This window comes from Pseudarthrobacter sp. PH31-O2, assembly GCF_030063265.1.
Classification (GTDB): Bacteria; Actinomycetota; Actinomycetes; order Actinomycetales; family Micrococcaceae; genus Arthrobacter.
In genome coordinates this window covers 296,648-311,402 of sequence record NZ_JASIST010000004.1, presented here as the reverse complement: position 1 = coordinate 311,402, position 14,755 = coordinate 296,648, and the positions used below count along the sequence as shown (strand labels likewise).

General features: G+C 65.0%; 11 protein-coding genes and 1 pseudogene. 3 read left to right on the top strand and 9 right to left on the bottom strand.

From position 1 onward, the window contains the following. Positions 1–228 precede the first annotated feature (228 nt). Entirely contained in the window at positions 229–1,149 is a 921-nt protein-coding gene (locus QMG72_RS09125; protein ID WP_282359799.1) for an alpha/beta hydrolase family protein, read from the bottom strand. A gap of 168 nt (positions 1,150–1,317) precedes the next feature. Then, positions 1,318–2,621: pseudogene (locus QMG72_RS09120) on the bottom strand (IS256 family transposase); the annotation flags it as partial. On the opposite strand from QMG72_RS09120, the gene QMG72_RS09115 reads away from it, so the two are divergent. Then, a complete protein-coding gene (locus QMG72_RS09115; protein ID WP_282359710.1) occupies positions 2,620–2,859 on the top strand; it encodes a hypothetical protein in 240 nt (79 codons plus the stop codon). The pseudogene QMG72_RS09120 and the gene QMG72_RS09115 overlap by 2 nt on opposite strands. 111 nt (positions 2,860–2,970) lie before the next feature. Here QMG72_RS09115 and QMG72_RS09110 read toward each other — a convergent pair whose 3' ends face one another. From QMG72_RS09110 to QMG72_RS09100, 3 genes are all read right to left on the bottom strand, one after another. After that, positions 2,971–4,812 (bottom strand): ABC transporter ATP-binding protein, encoded by a 1,842-nt coding sequence (locus tag QMG72_RS09110; RefSeq protein ID WP_283480309.1) that lies wholly within the window; start codon positions 4,810–4,812, stop codon positions 2,971–2,973. Positions 4,813–4,909: 97 nt separating this feature from the next. Continuing rightward, positions 4,910–6,421 carry an IMP dehydrogenase gene (gene guaB, locus QMG72_RS09105; RefSeq protein WP_226774007.1) on the bottom strand — a complete coding sequence of 504 codons (1,512 nt, stop codon included), beginning with the start codon at positions 6,419–6,421 and terminating at the stop codon, positions 4,910–4,912. Positions 6,422–6,593: 172 nt separating this feature from the next. Next, positions 6,594–8,669, bottom strand: a complete 2,076-nt coding sequence (locus QMG72_RS09100) for an acyltransferase family protein (RefSeq protein WP_283480314.1) — start codon at positions 8,667–8,669, stop codon at positions 6,594–6,596. 151 nt (positions 8,670–8,820) lie between these two features. Here QMG72_RS09100 and QMG72_RS09095 point away from each other — a divergent pair, with 151 nt between their 5' ends. Further along, entirely contained in the window at positions 8,821–9,789 is a 969-nt protein-coding gene (locus QMG72_RS09095; protein WP_283480307.1) for a DUF389 domain-containing protein, read from the top strand. A 138-nt stretch (positions 9,790–9,927) separates the two neighbouring features. Here the strand turns inward: QMG72_RS09095 and groL are convergent, their stop codons facing one another. From groL to QMG72_RS09080, 3 genes are all read right to left on the bottom strand, one after another. Continuing rightward, positions 9,928–11,538, bottom strand: coding sequence for a chaperonin GroEL (gene groL / locus QMG72_RS09090; RefSeq protein ID WP_283480305.1), 1,611 nt, complete (start codon positions 11,536–11,538; stop codon positions 9,928–9,930). 86 nt (positions 11,539–11,624) lie between these two features. Then, complete coding sequence (gene groES, locus QMG72_RS09085; RefSeq protein WP_024367421.1) at positions 11,625–11,921, bottom strand: co-chaperone GroES; 297 nt, start codon at positions 11,919–11,921, stop codon at positions 11,625–11,627. A 224-nt stretch (positions 11,922–12,145) separates the two neighbouring features. Beyond that, positions 12,146–12,571: a hypothetical protein gene (locus QMG72_RS09080; RefSeq protein WP_226774010.1), complete on the bottom strand. Its 426-nt coding sequence runs from the start codon at positions 12,569–12,571 to the stop codon at positions 12,146–12,148. 56 nt (positions 12,572–12,627) lie between these two features. Between QMG72_RS09080 and QMG72_RS09075 the strand changes: the two genes are divergently transcribed. Next, positions 12,628–13,863: a THUMP-like domain-containing protein gene (locus tag QMG72_RS09075; RefSeq protein WP_226774011.1), complete on the top strand. Its 1,236-nt coding sequence runs from the start codon at positions 12,628–12,630 to the stop codon at positions 13,861–13,863. A 22-nt stretch (positions 13,864–13,885) separates the two neighbouring features. On the opposite strand, the gene QMG72_RS09070 is transcribed toward QMG72_RS09075, so the two are convergent. Further along, entirely contained in the window at positions 13,886–14,713 is an 828-nt protein-coding gene (locus QMG72_RS09070; protein ID WP_283480304.1) for a shikimate 5-dehydrogenase, read from the bottom strand. Positions 14,714–14,755 lie beyond the last annotated feature (42 nt).

Sequence of the window (14,755 nt, the reverse complement as noted above, 5' to 3'; positions counted from 1 at the left end):
CCCAGCATGGCCAACGCCACCGAATACCCGGTGGGCAGATCTGGTGGCCATGAGTGGGCAGTTTTCATGGCCACCAGCGGGCGTTTTTGCTGACCGCCAGTGGGCACAAACTATTGGCCATTGACACAAAACAGCGCACGTGGCGCCTGAGCTAGGAATTTGTGTCTCGTCAGCAGCGTGAAGCGCGCTTTCGTGATGCACATTCCCTTCAGGCTGAGCTACGATACGTCAAGCTGACATGCCATTGACAGCGAGCCAGTTGGGGATCGTTTCCAAACTCTCGGGGTCAAGATGCGTGTCCGGCTCGTTGTATCCACTGCCTGGCGACGCGGCGGTATCAGTCTGAGAGCGTCGATCCTCTTTGAATACGTGATTGGCGTCGGCCGGGAAGCAGAACGTTACATTGGCCATCCCCGCAGCGGCCTCTTGAAGTGGGGTGCCATTGGCGTGAACGTCTACCTGGAGGTCTTTCGTGCCAATGAGGACCAACGTGGGGATCTGTACCTTCGCTAGCGAATCACTCGCCGATTCGATCCACAACTCGCGGGCGAAAGGAAGATTCGCCGGAGCCTCGAAGCCAGCAAGGGCCATCTTCACGTTGTCCGGCAGGCTCGGATCAAGATCCATCTGCTGCCCGGAGGAGTAACGCGCAGCGGCGTCGTGCACCTCCGACATGAATTCGGTGTCATCGATAATCTGTGCCTGGAGCGCCAGTTGCGATATCAGCACTGTTTGTATCGGCCGACCAGGTGGCGCGGCGAGGATGATTCCCGCGAAGGGGACGTCGTGGGCCGTTGTAACGTAGTGCAGCACGTGCAGGGTTCCCTCACTGTGGCCGAGCCCCACAATTCTTGCCGAGTCCACGAAGTCCTGCCGAGAGAGCTCAGTGACGGCTGCGATCAGCTCGTTCAAATGCGACTTCATGCCCATCTTCTCGCTGAGCTTTCCGGCATTCTCCATCGTGTGCGGGCCGGACGCCCGCTTGTCGTAACGAAGAGAAGCGATACCCGCATCAGCGAAGGACTCTGCCAACAGCCGAGCGCTGCCATTGCTAGCGGGCAATATCGGTGAGCACCAATCGCGATCTGTTGGGCCGCTGCCAGCAATGAAGATTACTGAAGGGAATGGCCCATTACCATCGGGACACATAATCGAGCCCTCCATTGTGATGCCATCCAGCTTCCACGTAAGGTCAAGGTTTACAGAGCTAATCCGGTACCGGAAGGACTACAGTCGACACGATCTGTCGCATGTGCCCCCTGTCTGGCTCGTCTTTGAGTCTGGCCTAGAACACCATCGTTGCACGCGAGCACCGGGGGCTGCGGAGAGCCGGCCGTTGAAGGCGATTTCGAAGGCGTTGAGGGCGCCTTTCCATCGTTGGGTCCATCTGGCCCGGCCCTTGCCCTCGGGTCCAAGGCCATGACTGCGAGGTAGACGCACTTGAGCGCGGCTTGCTCGGTGGGGAAGTGTCTGCGGGCTCTGACGGCTTTGCGGATCCGGGCATTGACGGACTCGATCGCGTTCGTGGTGCACACGATTCGGCGGATCTCGCGGTCGAACTGCAGGAACGGCACGAACTCGGCCCAGGCGTTCTCCCACAACCGCACTATCGCGGGGTACTTCCTGCCCCATTCCTCGCCGAACTCCAGGAACCGTTCCTCGGCTTCGGAAACCGTGGCGGCCTGGTAGACCGGTTTGAGCGCCCGGGAGATCTTGTCCCAGTCCTGCCGGGCCGCGTAGCGGAAGCTGTTGCGCATCAGATGCACGATGCAGGTCTGCACGACAGTCTCCGGCCAGACGGCCCCGACGGAGTCCGGCAGGTGCTTGAGTTCGTCACAGACGAGCATGAGGACGTCCTCGACGCCGCGGTTCTTGATCTCGGTCAGGACCTGGAGCCAGTACTTCGCACCCTCACCGCCGTCCCCGACCCACCGACCCAGGATGTCCCGGTTCCCCTCGGTCGTGACGGCCAACGCCACCTAGACCGGTCGGTTAGCGACCTGCCCGTCCCGGACTTCCACGTGGATGCAGTCGATGAACACCACCGGGGAGACCGGGTCCAAAGGCCGGTTCTGCCACTCAGCCATCCCCTCCAGGACTTTGTCGGTGATCGTGGAGATCGTCGTCTTGGATACCTCCGAGCCATACACATCGGCCAGGTGCGCAGCAATGTCCCCATGCGTCATCCCACGGGCCGACAGGGACAGCACGACGTCCTCGATCGAGCCGAGCCGGCGCTGCCGCTTGGCCACCACGGCCGGTTCAAACGTCCCCGCACGGTCCCGGGGAACCTCTATCGATACCGGGCCGGCCTTCGTCAGCACCGTCTTGGACCGGGTCCCATTCCTGCTGTTCCCGGCGGGCTCCTCGGCGCGTTCGTGCTTTTCATAGCCCAGATGAGCGGTAATCTCACCCTCCAGCGCGGACTCGACCACGAGCTTGGTCAACTGCGCCAGCAGCCCGCCCTCGCCGTCAATGGACAATCCCTGCGCCTGCGCGTCACCGACCAACCGCGCGATCAACGCCCTGTTAACGACCGGCGATTTCTCAGCCACCGACACCCGCTCACCACCTTCCACCGCGACCACCTCGGCGGCCGCTTCAACCTGCACGCTCATCATGTACCTCCTGGATCAGAGTTACACCGTTGAAAGTGCAGTCCCGGGCTTCTGGCCCAAGCTGGTCAGCGCCATCGGCTTCCTGGCGTGTCTGGGCGCCTTGGTGGTCCTGGTGGTTCAACTCGTTCTCTACGACGTGGCCACACTGCTGCTCATTGCCGGATCGCTGGCACTCGTATCGGGGTTGAGGCTCGCTTTCGTCCGGCACCAGAGAGGGTCCACGGCCGGTTCAATGGTTTAGCCGGGGCGGTTCCGGCCTTTTTCCGCGGTACGGTGGCCGCAATCGTCGTCACCGTCGTCCTGCGCAAAAAAGGGCCGGGCCACAGCAGTTCCCGCTAGCCCCGGTGTCCGCTCAGGCGCCTTCGGCCTCGTCCACGGCCAGCTGCGATTCGAACATCCGGAAATAGCGGCCCCGCATGGCCACCAGTTCCTTGTGTGTGCCCTGCTCGACGATCAGGCCGTCCTCAAGCATGTAGACGGTGTCCGCCTTTTCGATGGTGGCGAGCCGGTGGCTGATGGCGATGATGGTGCTGCTGCGGTCCGCGAAGAGCCGGGTGAAGATCCGGTGCTCGGCGAGTGCGTCGATCGCCGACGTCGGCTCGTCCATCACCATAAAAGAGGCACCGCGGTAGAAGTTCCGGGCCATCGCGAGGCGCTGCCATTGGCCGCCGGAGAGCCCGCTGCCTTTCCGGCCGCGCGGGTCCTCCATCCAGTTGCTCACGTGGTTGTCCAGCCCGTTGGGCAGCTTGTTGATGAATTCGAGGGCTTCGGCATCGGCCGCCGCCCGGCGGATCCGTTCGTCGTCGCGCGGTGTATCCACGTCACCGAAGTAGATGTTCTCCGCCGCGGTGGCGAACTCGTACTTCAGGAACTCCTGGCTGAGCACCGCAAGGTGGCGGTGCCAGGTCTTTACGTCGACGGCGGCGAGGTCGACGCCGTCGAGCAGTACCTGTCCGGAGTCCGGGCGGTACAGCCCGGCGAGAATCCGGATGAGGGTGGACTTTCCGGCACCGTTCTCCCCCACGATCGCGATGTGCTGGCCTTCGCGGATAGTCAGCGAGATACCCCTGATGACTTCCAGCTCGCTGCCGGTGTAGGTGAACCGGATATCCCGCAGTTCCACGGTCCGGGGCGCCTGCAGCAGGGGCGGGGCCTGCTCCGACGGGACCGGCAGCGCCATAAAGAGCTCGTAGTCCTTGAGGTTCGCGAGGTCCTCGTCGATGGAACTCAGGGAAGAGACGAGGCTGTTGGCGGTGGACAGGGCGCGGCTGACAATCTGCTGGACGTAGAGGAACTGCCCCACCGGCTGGGCCCGGGCGATGATCTGGCCCACCACCCAGACCAGGGAGACCACCTCCGCACCGTATTGCAGGGCGTCGGCAGCGAGCTGTTTGGGGATGTAGCGCTTCTGGAAGTCGAGCCGGCGCTTTTCATCAGCGTCCCGCAGCCGGGAGCGCAGCCCCATCAGGTAGCCCACGATCCCGTAGAGCCGCATCTCGGCGATGTGCTGGGGACGCAGGAGATTGGTTTCAATCATCCGGCGTTGCCGTCGCGAATCCACTTGGGTGTTCCAGTGCGCGATCTGCTCGCGGGAGAGCTTGAACTGCAGGTACACGCTGGGCACAATCGCCACCAGCACGATCACGGCAATCCACCAGCTGACCAGCAGCAACGCGCCGATCGCCAGGAGCACCGAGACAAGCTGGGTGAAAATGGCTGCGATCCGGTCCAGGACCCGGGCGTAGGAATCGGAGAAGCGCTTGGCCCGGTCGTAGAGGTCCACCGTCTCTTTGTCGTCATAGCGCCAGAACTCCAGGGCCAGGAACCGCTCGTACATCAGGTCCCCGACGATCGCGCCGACCTTGAAGCTCATCAGCTGCTGGATGTACCGGTCCACGCTGCTGAAAGCGCCCCAGAACAATCCCAGCCCGGCAGTGATGATGACGTAGACAATCGCCTGCTGGCCGGCCGCGGCGTTCCCCGCGTAGGCCGCCGCCAGCGCCGTCGTGGTCAGGGCAGCGAAGTAGGTGGTTACAAGCGGCAGGAGCGCCGAAATCACCGAGCCCACGATCTTCATCACGACGGCGGCGGGCGAGGCCCGGAAACTCACGCGCAGCACCTGCGCTACAGCCCGGGCGTAGGGCCTGAGCGCCAGTTTGCGTTTCGGCTCGCGCGCGGGCAGGAGTGCGGACATGCCTCCAGCCTAGAACATATCCCCCTGCCCAACTGACTGGCAGCAGGGGCCGTTATGAGCCTTCAAAACGGCCCCTGCTGCGAGTCAGTTGGGTGTTTTAGCGCGAACCGTAGTTCGGCGCCTCCACCGTCATCTGGATGTCGTGCGGGTGGGATTCCTTGAGCCCGGCCGGCGTGATGCGGACGAATTTTCCGCGGGCCTTGAGCTCGGGCACCGTCGGGGCGCCGGTGTAGAACATCGTCTGGCGGAGTCCGCCGACCAGCTGGTACGCCACGGAGGCCAGCGGCCCGCGGTAGGCGACCCGGCCCTCGATGCCTTCCGGAATGAGCTTGTCATCACCGGAGACGTCGGCCTGGAAGTAGCGGTCCTTGGAGTACGAAGTGTTCTTGCCGCGGGTCTGCATGGCCCCGAGCGATCCCATCCCGCGGTAGAGCTTGAACTGCTTGCCGTTGACGAAAATCAGATCCCCGGGAGACTCGTCACAGCCGGCCAGCAGGGAACCGAGCATCACGGTGTCCGCGCCGGCGACCAGCGCCTTGCCGATGTCCCCGGAATACTGCAGCCCGCCGTCGGCGATCAGCGGAACGCCGGCCGGGATGGCTGCCTTTGCCGACTCATAGATGGCGGTGATCTGCGGGACGCCGACGCCGGCAACAACGCGGGTGGTGCAGATGGAACCCGGACCCACACCGACCTTGATGCCGTCAGCACCGGCGTCAATGAGCGCCTGGGCGCCTTCGCGTGTGGCGGCCTGGCCGCCGATGATGTCCACGTGCGCCGCCGCCGGGTCAGACTTCAGCCGGGCAATCATGTCCAGGACACCCTGGGAGTGGCCGTTGGCGGTGTCCACGAAGAGGGCGTCAACGCCCGCGTCGATCAGGGCCATCGCACGTTCCCAGCCGTCACCGAAGAACCCGATGGCCGCACCGACGCGCAGCCGGCCTTCGTCGTCTTTGGTGGCCAGCGGGTACTGCTCGGCCTTGGTGAAGTCCTTGGTGGTGATGAGCCCCTTGAGCCGGCCCTGCTCGTCGACCAGGGGGAGCTTTTCGATCTTGTTGGTCGCGAGCTTGTGTGAGGCTTCTTCGCGGCTGATGCCGACGTGCCCAGTAACAAGGGGCATTTTGGTCATTACGTCGCTGACCAGGCGGATCGGGAAATCCGCTTCCGGCACAAAGCGGGTGTCGCGGTTGGTGACAATGCCCAGCAGCCGCATGCCCTCATCGACGACGGGCAGGCCGGAAACGCGGTAATGCGAGCAGATTTCATCCAGCTCGGCCAGCGTCGCTTCCGGGCCGATGGTCAGCGGGTTGGTGATCATGCCGGATTCGCTGCGCTTGACGCGGTCCACCTGGTCGGCCTGGTCGGCGATGGAAAGGTTGCGGTGCACCACGCCGAGGCCGCCCTGGCGTGCCATGGCGATCGCCATCCGGGACTCCGTCACGGTGTCCATCGCCGCGGAGAGCAACGGCGTGTTGACGGTGATGCGCTTGGAGATCCGGGAAGACGTATCCGCCTCGGACGGGATGACGTTGGTGTGTCCGGGCAGCAGCAGGACATCGTCGTAGGTCAGGCCGATAAAGCCGAAGGGGTTGTGTTCGGGCTGGGTCATGAGTGCGCCTCTTACCTTGGGTACGGGTTTCACGGGTAGGGGTTGCAACAGATGACCAGCCCGTCATTACGGGCATGGCCTGTGCAGAAGTGTTGAATAAATAGTAGAACCTTGCCGCCAATCCCCATATTCCGGGGCAGGAATGTGAGCAACTGCACCGGACGCCGCCGCGTCACGTCCAGCCGGTGGCTGCCAGGAGCCGCTCTTCGAACATGGGGAGCATACTTTGGACGTAGGTCTTGGTCAGATGGTTGTCGTCCTTGTACACGTACACATTCCCGACCACGGCCGGGCAGATTCCGTCGGCGCAGATGAAGTCGCTCAGGTCCATCAGGTACAGGCCCTGGACCCTCCCCCGGTAGGCGTCCAGGGGTGAAGAACGGGCCAAGGACTCCTGCAGCGGCACCCGGCACTTGGGGTCGTCCGAGCCGTTCTTCTGGACGCATTCGGGCATGTTGATGCCAAAGCGCGGATTGTCGCGGATGCCGACCACGTCCATACCGGCGTCGGTGAAGGCTTGAATGCCCTCAATATACTGCGGCACCTCGGTTTCAAACGGCGCTTCGGTGTGGGTGAGCGAGGCGACTGTGAAAACGGCATCGGGCTGCTGGTCCAGGACGTACCGGGCGCTGGCGGCGTTGAAAGCGTTGCACTCGGCGTCCCGCTCCGGGGACTCACCGCCGAAGCGGCAGTTGCCTTTCAGCAGTGCCACCACTTCCCAGCCGCGGGTCCGGGCGACCGGCCCGAGTGCTGCCATGTACTGCTGGGCGTGGGAGTCGCCCAGGACCACAATGCGTTTGGTGACAGTCTCCGGCCGGGTGTTTTGCAGGCATCCGGCGAGCAGCGGGTCGGCGGGCACGTTCCCGTCCGTGCAGAGCCCGTCGATGTCAGCCCATTCGTTTTTCATGGCGACCGGAGCCGGAATGATCTTCGCGGCGGGAGTAGGTTTACCCGCGTTCTCGGGCGCCAGGGCGGCCGCGCCGGGGGTCAGTTCCTTCGGCTGCGCCGCCGCGGCCGCCTCGTCGGCCATGATCTTGCTCTGCCACACGGACACCGGGCCAGCCAGCAGCGCGCCACACGCTGCGATCACGACGGCGGTGCGCCAGGCCCGTCGCTGCGGCCAGTGCCACTCGCGTAAGGGCTTCTCCACGAACCTGGTGGTCAGCACCGCCAGCACGATCGAGGCGGCCACCACGGCCAGGCCCTGGATCAGGTTCGGCGCGGCGATGCCCATCCCGGCAAGGGCAAGCACCAGCAGCGGCCAGTGCCAGAGGTACAGGGCGTACGAGTTGTCCCCGAGTGCCACCAGCGGTTTCCAGCTCAGGATCCGGTCGACGCCGAAGCGGCTCCCGCTCTGTCCGGCAACGATGATGGCCGCAGCTGCCAGCGTCGGCCACAGCGCAATGAAGCCCGGGAAGGAGCGGTCTACGGTGAGCAGCAAGCCGCAGGAGAGCATCGCGGTCAGCCCGGCCCAGCCGAGGACAACCCGGAGCGCTTTACCGGGTTTGAGGTGTGGAAGTGCAAGCGCCAGCAGCGATCCGAGCGCGAATTCCCAGAGCCGGGTGCGGGTGTCGAAGTAGGCATAGGCCTGGTTGGCGGCGGTTTGCTCAATGGAGTAAATCAGTGAGGCAACGAAGATCGCACCAAACGCCGCGGCCAGGAGGCCGGGGTAACTGATCCGGTTTGCCCACGGCGTCCGCCGGCGCAGGAGGCGCAGCAGCAGTGCGGCGCCGGCAAAAACGAGCGGCCACAGCAGGAAGACCTGCCCTTGGATGGACAGCGACCAGAAGTGCTGCAGCGGACTGGCGCCGGAGTGGTCCTGCGCGTAGTAGTCGACGGCGGAGTCCGCCAGCAGCCAGTTCTGCCGGTAGAGAAGGGAGGCCCAGGCCTGGTCGAGGATGTCCGGCCAGCGGCTCTCGGGCAGGATTGCCCGGGTGCCTGCAAGTACACCCAGAATAACGACTACAACGGCGGGCAGCAGCCGTTTGAGCAGGTGCAGCCAGTGGCTCAGGAGGCCAAGCGGCCTGCCGCTTTCAACTTTTCGGGCGAAGCTGAGAGTCATCAGGAAGGCGGAAATCAGGAGGAAAACGTCCACCCCGCCGGAGACCCTGCCGAGCCAGACGTGGTACGTGACCACCATCAGGACCGCAAGGGCGCGCAGGCCCTGGACTTCGGGCCGGTAGCCCGGTTGTGGGGGCGCCGGAGAACCCGCGACCGCCTGCTGCGGGCTGGCTGTGCTGCGCTCGATCGACACTGGGAGCCCTTCAGGCCGGTTTCCAAAACATCAATGTTACCGAGCCGTAATTTTTCTGGCCAATCACAGCGCGGTGACCGGCGGGCCAGCGGCAGGTTCCCTGCCGGCCCGGGGCTACCCTGTAACGAGCCAGAGGAGGCCCATCGTGATCGCAGAGCTGCGTATTTGTGTTCCGGCCGAGTTGTCCGCCGCCGTGACGGACTGCTGCACCGGAGAGCTTGGCGTCGCGGAAGTTTCCCGCCAGCCGGGCGCTTCTGTCCTTCCCGCCGGGGACGTCATCCACGTTCTGGTCGCCAGGGAATCCGTGGAGCGGCTCGTGGAGAAACTCCAAGCCCTGAATGTCCAGGAGCAAGGTTCGATCTCGGTGGCCATGCCGGAGTTGGTGCTCTCCGACCGTGCGGACAAGGCCACCGCCGACGCCCCCGGCGAAGGCGCAGACACCGTGATCTGGGACGAGGTATCCCGACAGACGGGCGAAGACTCGCGGCTTACGTGGAGCTACCTGGCGTTCCTGATCCTCGCGACCCAGCTGGCGGCCATCGGGATCGTCACGGATTCCACTATCGCCATTGTCGGGGCCATGGCCGTGGGACCGGAGTTCGGCCCCCTGGCGGCCCTGGCCGTGGCACTTGTCCGCGGCCAATGGCAGCTGGGCCGCAGTGCGGCACTGGCGCTTGGCGTCGGGTTCCCCGCGGCCATGCTGGCGGCCGCGCTCACGGCGTGGCTGTCAGTACCGCTGGGCCTCTTTCCGCCCGACGTGCTGGACCGCGGTTCTGCCGTCGACTTCATTTACCACCCGGGCCCCTATTCGCTCATCGTTGCCGTCCTGGCCGGGACCGCTGGGATGCTCTCCGTGATCAGCCGGCGGTCCGCAGCGCTGGTCGGGGTGTTCATCTCGGTCACAACGGTCCCGGCCGCGGGCTTCGTGGCTGTGGCCCTGGTCCTGGGCGAATACCAAAAGGCTGCCGGCTCGGCGGTGCAGCTGGGGCTGAACCTCGTGGGCATCGTCGCGGCCGCGGTTGCCGTGCTGATCTTTTACCGGCTCGTCACCAGACACCGGCTGCGGGGTGCGAGCCTGCGGCCACGACGGACCGCCACGGGGTCCAGACGCTGATGACTGCCTAAAACACACAAAGGACCGGACCAGCGGGTGCTGGTCCGGTCCTTTGTTTACTGGTCTTTGGCTGGCTGCTCCCTTGGCTGGCTGCTCCGAGGGAAACTGCGGCACCGTCCGGGGCGCCGCCGCCGGACCTTAGTGCTGGTGGCCCGCGTGCTCGTCCTCGTCGGCAGGCTTCTCGACCACGAGGGTTTCCGTGGTGAGCACCAGCGCCGCGATGGAAGCCGCGTTGCGCAGGGCCGCACGCGTCACCTTGACCGGGTCGATAACGCCGGCCGCGATGAGGTCTTCATATTCGCCGGTCTTGGCGTTGAAGCCCTGGTTGTTGGCTGATTCGGCCACCTTGGCGACCACCACGTAGCCGTCGAAGCCGGCGTTCTGGGCGATCCAGCGCAGCGGCTGGGTCAGTGCCCGGCGGACGATGCCGACAGCGGCGGCCGCGTCACCTTCGAGGGCCTTGACGGCAGGGTCCTCGTCGAGGGCCTTGAGTGCGTGGATGAGGGCAGCGCCACCGCCGGCCACAATGCCTTCTTCCAGGGCAGCGCGGGTCGAGGACACGGCGTCCTCGATGCGGTGCTTCTTTTCCTTCAGCTCGACTTCGGTGGCCGCGCCAACCTTGATCACGCCGATGCCGCCGGCCAGCTTAGCCAGGCGCTCCTGGAGCTTTTCCTTGTCCCAGTCGGAATCGGTGCGGGTCAGCTCGGCGCGCAGCTGGGAAACCCGGGCTGCGACGTCCTCGGCCGAACCGGCGCCGTCAACGATGGTGGTGTTGTCCTTGGTGACGGTGATACGCCGGGCAGTACCGAGCACCTCCAGGCCGACCGTATCCAGGCTGAGGCCCAGTTCCGGCGAAACAACCTGCGCACCCGTAAGGGTGGCGATGTCCTGCAGCATGGCCTTGCGGCGGTCACCGAAGCCCGGAGCCTTGACGGCAACGACGTTCAGGGTGCCGCGGATGCGGTTGACGATCAGCGTGGAGAGAGCCTCGCCGTCGACGTCCTCGGCGATGATAAAGAGCGGCTTGGAGCTCTGCAGCGCCTTTTCCAGCAGCGGCAGGAAGTCCTGGACGGATGAAATCTTGCCCTGGTTGATGAGGATCAGCGCATCTTCGAGGACTGCTTCCTGGCGTTCTGCGTCGGTGACGAAGTACGGGGACAGGTAGCCCTTGTCGAACTGCATGCCCTCGGTGAGGACCAGTTCGGTCTGCGTGGTGGAGGATTCCTCAATGGTGATCACACCATCCTTGCCGACCTTACCGAATGCCTCGGCCAGGAGCTCGCCGACCTCGTCGCTCTGTGCGGAGATGGAGGCGACGTTGGCGACCTGGGTGCCTTCGACCGGACGTGCGTTTTCGAGCAGGCGGGCAGCGACGGCTTCGACGGAAACCTCCATGCCGCGCTTGATCTCGCCCGGTGCGGCGCCTGCCGCAACGTTGCGGAGGCCTTCCTTAACAAGCGCCTGTGCCAAAACAGTGGCGGTGGTGGTGCCGTCGCCGGCCACGTCGTTGGTCTTGGTGGCGACCTCCTTGGCAAGCTGCGCGCCAAGGTTCTCGTAGGGGTCGTCCAGTTCGACTTCACGGGCGATGGTGACACCATCGTTGGTGATCGTGGGGGCGCCCCACTTCTTGTCCAGCACAACGTTGCGGCCACGCGGGCCAAGCGTCACCTTGACCGTGTTGGCGAGCTTATCGATGCCGGCTTCAAGCGACCGGCGGGCAGCGTCGTTAAACGCAAGCTGCTTTGCCATGGTTTTTGTCCTTTCAAGACAGAACCCCGCGCAACTGACCTGTCAGAGATGAATCAGACGGATCGGCGGCGCGGGGTCCATAAGAGTTACTTTACGACGATCGCCAGGACGTCGCGGGCGGACAGTACGAGGTACTCGGTACCGCCGGTCTTGACTTCGGTTCCGCCGTACTTGGAGTAGATAACAACGTCGCCGACGGTGACGTCGATCGGAACGCGGTTGCCGTTGTCGTCAAAGCGGCCGGGGCCAACTGCAACAACTTCGCCTTCCTGCGGCTTTTCCTGCGCGGAGTCCGGGATAACCAGGCCGGAGGCCGTGGTCTGCTCGGCTTCGAGCGGGCGGACAACAATACGATCCTCAAGAGGCTTAATAGAGACCGACAAGGACCTCTCCTTTTCGTCAGCAAATTCGTGGACTTTAAAGCTGTGGTGCCAAGGCGCACAAACCGTCGTCGCGGTGCCGGCAGCGTACCTGGCAGGTCCAGCTTGAGTATTAGCACCCTCCTAGGGAGAGTGCTAATGACGACTCTATGTAAGTAGTTAGCACTCGGTCAAGGTGAGTGCCAGAATTTCGTCACCCGTTAACGCCGCACGACTGCCGGCTGCCCTCAGCCGAGGTCCTCGAAGTTCACGTCTTCGCCGTTGTCCGCGTCGCTGGCACCGGCCTCCCCCCGGTGCCGGTACAGCACCAGGGCGCCGGCGGCGGCAAGGACGACGCCGGCGGCCAGGACGACGATGCCGCCGGTTCGGGCCGCGGCATAAGTGTCCCGGATGTCCCTGGCCTCGTCGGTGGCGTCCGCAACGTCTTTGCCGCCGACGGAATAAACCGTGGCGTTGAAGGAATCAAGGAAAAAGATAATCACCAGCAGCGCCGCGCAAACCACCGCGAGCACAATGCCGGCGATCAGCGCCGGCCGGGCGTAACGGGCCAATCCCCGGCGGGTGGCCCGGCCGCCGTCGGCATCCCGGCCGGCGGTCCGGTCATTGGGGTCATCTGCGTCCGAGCCGGTGTTTGCCGTGCCGCTGTCTTCCATGCCGTCTAGCCTATCGGGCGCACGGCGCCTCGACTGCCTGAACTAGGCTTGATCCCATGGCTGACGCACCGCAGGACCAGATCGCCCCGCTCCTCAACCCCGCAGGCTGGGAGCTGCTGGCGTCACTGGGCGCGTACCGCGAGGACGAGGCGTTCCGCCTCAACGCAACCCTGCGGAAGGCCGGCCACTCCCCCGAACTCGTCTCTGCCGTGCTCACCCAGTCCCGGCTGCGGACCAAGGCCGAAGCCAAGTTCGGCGAGTTCGCCCGGCAGATGATTTTCACCCAAGCCGGTTTGGAACAGGCCACCCGGCTGACCGTGGCGGCGCGGCACGCGCAGCGCTTCGCGGCGGCAGGCGTTCGGCATGCAGCAGATCTCGGCTGCGGCCTCGGCGCCGATTCCATGGCGCTTGCATCGCTGGACATCACGGTCACGGCAGTGGAGCGGGACGAGACGACGGCGGCCTGCGCCACGATGAACCTGATCCCGTTCCGGAACGCCACAGTGCTGCACTCCGACGCGACGTCGGTTTCCCTCGAGGGAATAGACGGCGTCTGGCTGGACCCGGCACGCCGGACCACCTCCACCTCGGGCACAAAGCGCCTCTGGGACCCGGAGGACTTCTCCCCGCCGCTGTCCTTTGTTGAGTCCCTGGCCGGCGCCGGCATGGCGGTGGGTGTGAAGATGGGCCCGGGCATGCCGCACGACTCGGTACCCGGCAATTGCGAGGCCCAGTGGGTCTCGGTCGGCGGGGACGTCACCGAAGTCGCACTGTGGTTCAATGCGCTCCGGCGCCCGGGGATCCGGCGGGCAGCCCTCCTGCTCGGGCCTGCTGGGGCCGCGGAGCTCAGCAGCGCCGAGGATTTCAACGGCGGACCGGTCGCCCCGATCGGCCCGGTTGAGGGCTACCTTTACGAACCCGACGGCGCCGTCATCCGAGCCGGTCTGGTGGCCGACGTCGCACTCCAGCTGGGCGGCCACCTCGTGGACGAGCACATCGCTTACATCTGCGCGCCCGAACTTCTGGACACCCCTTTTGCCCGGGCGTTCAAAGTCCTGGACGTGATGCCCTACAACGTCAAGGCGCTCAAGGCCTGGGTCAGGGACCAGGGCATCGGAGTGCTGGACATCAAAAAGCGCGGCACCGCTGTCACTCCGGAGGAGCTGCGCAAACAACTGCTCCCCGGCGGTAAATCAGGCAGTGCCAAGAACAAGGGAAAGAAGGCGGCCACCCTGGTCCTCACCAGGATCGGCGAGGAGCGGGTGGCCATTTCGGTCGAGCCGGTCCAGTGACTCACCGCCGGATTCCGAGCGCCTACTGATCCCGCATAAAAGCCTCGGCTGCGTGGACCTGCTCGTCAGTGGGCCGGATCCCGGTGTAGAGCACAAACTGCTCCAGCGCCTGGATTGTCGCCACCTGCGCACCGGTGATGACCTTCTTACCGGCTGCACGGCCGGCCTTGATCAGCGGGGTCTCGGCGGGCAGCGCGACGACGTCGAAGACCACCGTCGCGGCGTCCAAAACCTCCTGCGGGAAGGATAGCGCCCCGGCGTCCGGCCCTCCGGCCATACCAATCGGGGTGACGTTGATGATCATGTCCGCCGCCCCCGCGCCGGCGGGATCGACGTCGGCGCGCCAGGCGAAGCCATAAAGCCCTGCGAGCGCCCGCCCCGCCTCCTCACTGCGCGCGATCACTGTGACGTCGCGGAACCCGGCATCACGCAGGGCGGCGGCGGTGGCCTTCGCCATGCCGCCGGCACCCAACAACCACACCGCGTAGGAGGCGGGTACTGCGTTGCGCTGCAGCAACTGCTCGATCGCCGTGTAGTCGGTGTTGTAGGCGGTCAGGGTGCCGCCGTCGTTGACGATGGTATTGACCGAATCGATGGCTTTCGCCGACGGGTCCATCACATCCACGAGCGCCATCACGTCTTCCTTGTACGGCATGGACACGGCACAGCCGCGGATTCCCAGGCCACGCACGCCGGCGATGGCCTGGGCGAGGTCGGTGGGGGCGAAGGCCTTGTAGATCCAGTTCAGGCCAAGCTGGTCATACAGGTGGTTGTGGAAGCGCGTCCCGTTGTTGCTCGGCCGGGCCGAGAGCGAGATGCACAAGGTCATGTCTTTATTCAGGATGGGCACCCTTCCATTAAACGACAGGCCGGTCCCGGCCGGTCCCGGCCG

Coding starts and splice junctions, on each gene's coding strand:
- QMG72_RS09080 (WP_226774010.1), bottom strand. CDS start 12,571: ATGGAAGACAGCGGCACGGCAAACACCGGCTCGGACGCAGATGACCCC.
- QMG72_RS09125 (WP_282359799.1), bottom strand. CDS start 1,149: ATGTGTCCCGATGGTAATGGGCCATTCCCTTCAGTAATCTTCATTGCT.
- QMG72_RS09110 (WP_283480309.1), bottom strand. CDS start 4,812: ATGTCCGCACTCCTGCCCGCGCGCGAGCCGAAACGCAAACTGGCGCTC.
- QMG72_RS09075 (WP_226774011.1), top strand. CDS start 12,628: ATGGCTGACGCACCGCAGGACCAGATCGCCCCGCTCCTCAACCCCGCA.
- guaB (WP_226774007.1), bottom strand. CDS start 6,421: ATGACCCAGCCCGAACACAACCCCTTCGGCTTTATCGGCCTGACCTAC.
- QMG72_RS09115 (WP_282359710.1), top strand. CDS start 2,620: ATGTACCTCCTGGATCAGAGTTACACCGTTGAAAGTGCAGTCCCGGGC.
- groL (WP_283480305.1), bottom strand. CDS start 11,538: ATGGCAAAGCAGCTTGCGTTTAACGACGCTGCCCGCCGGTCGCTTGAA.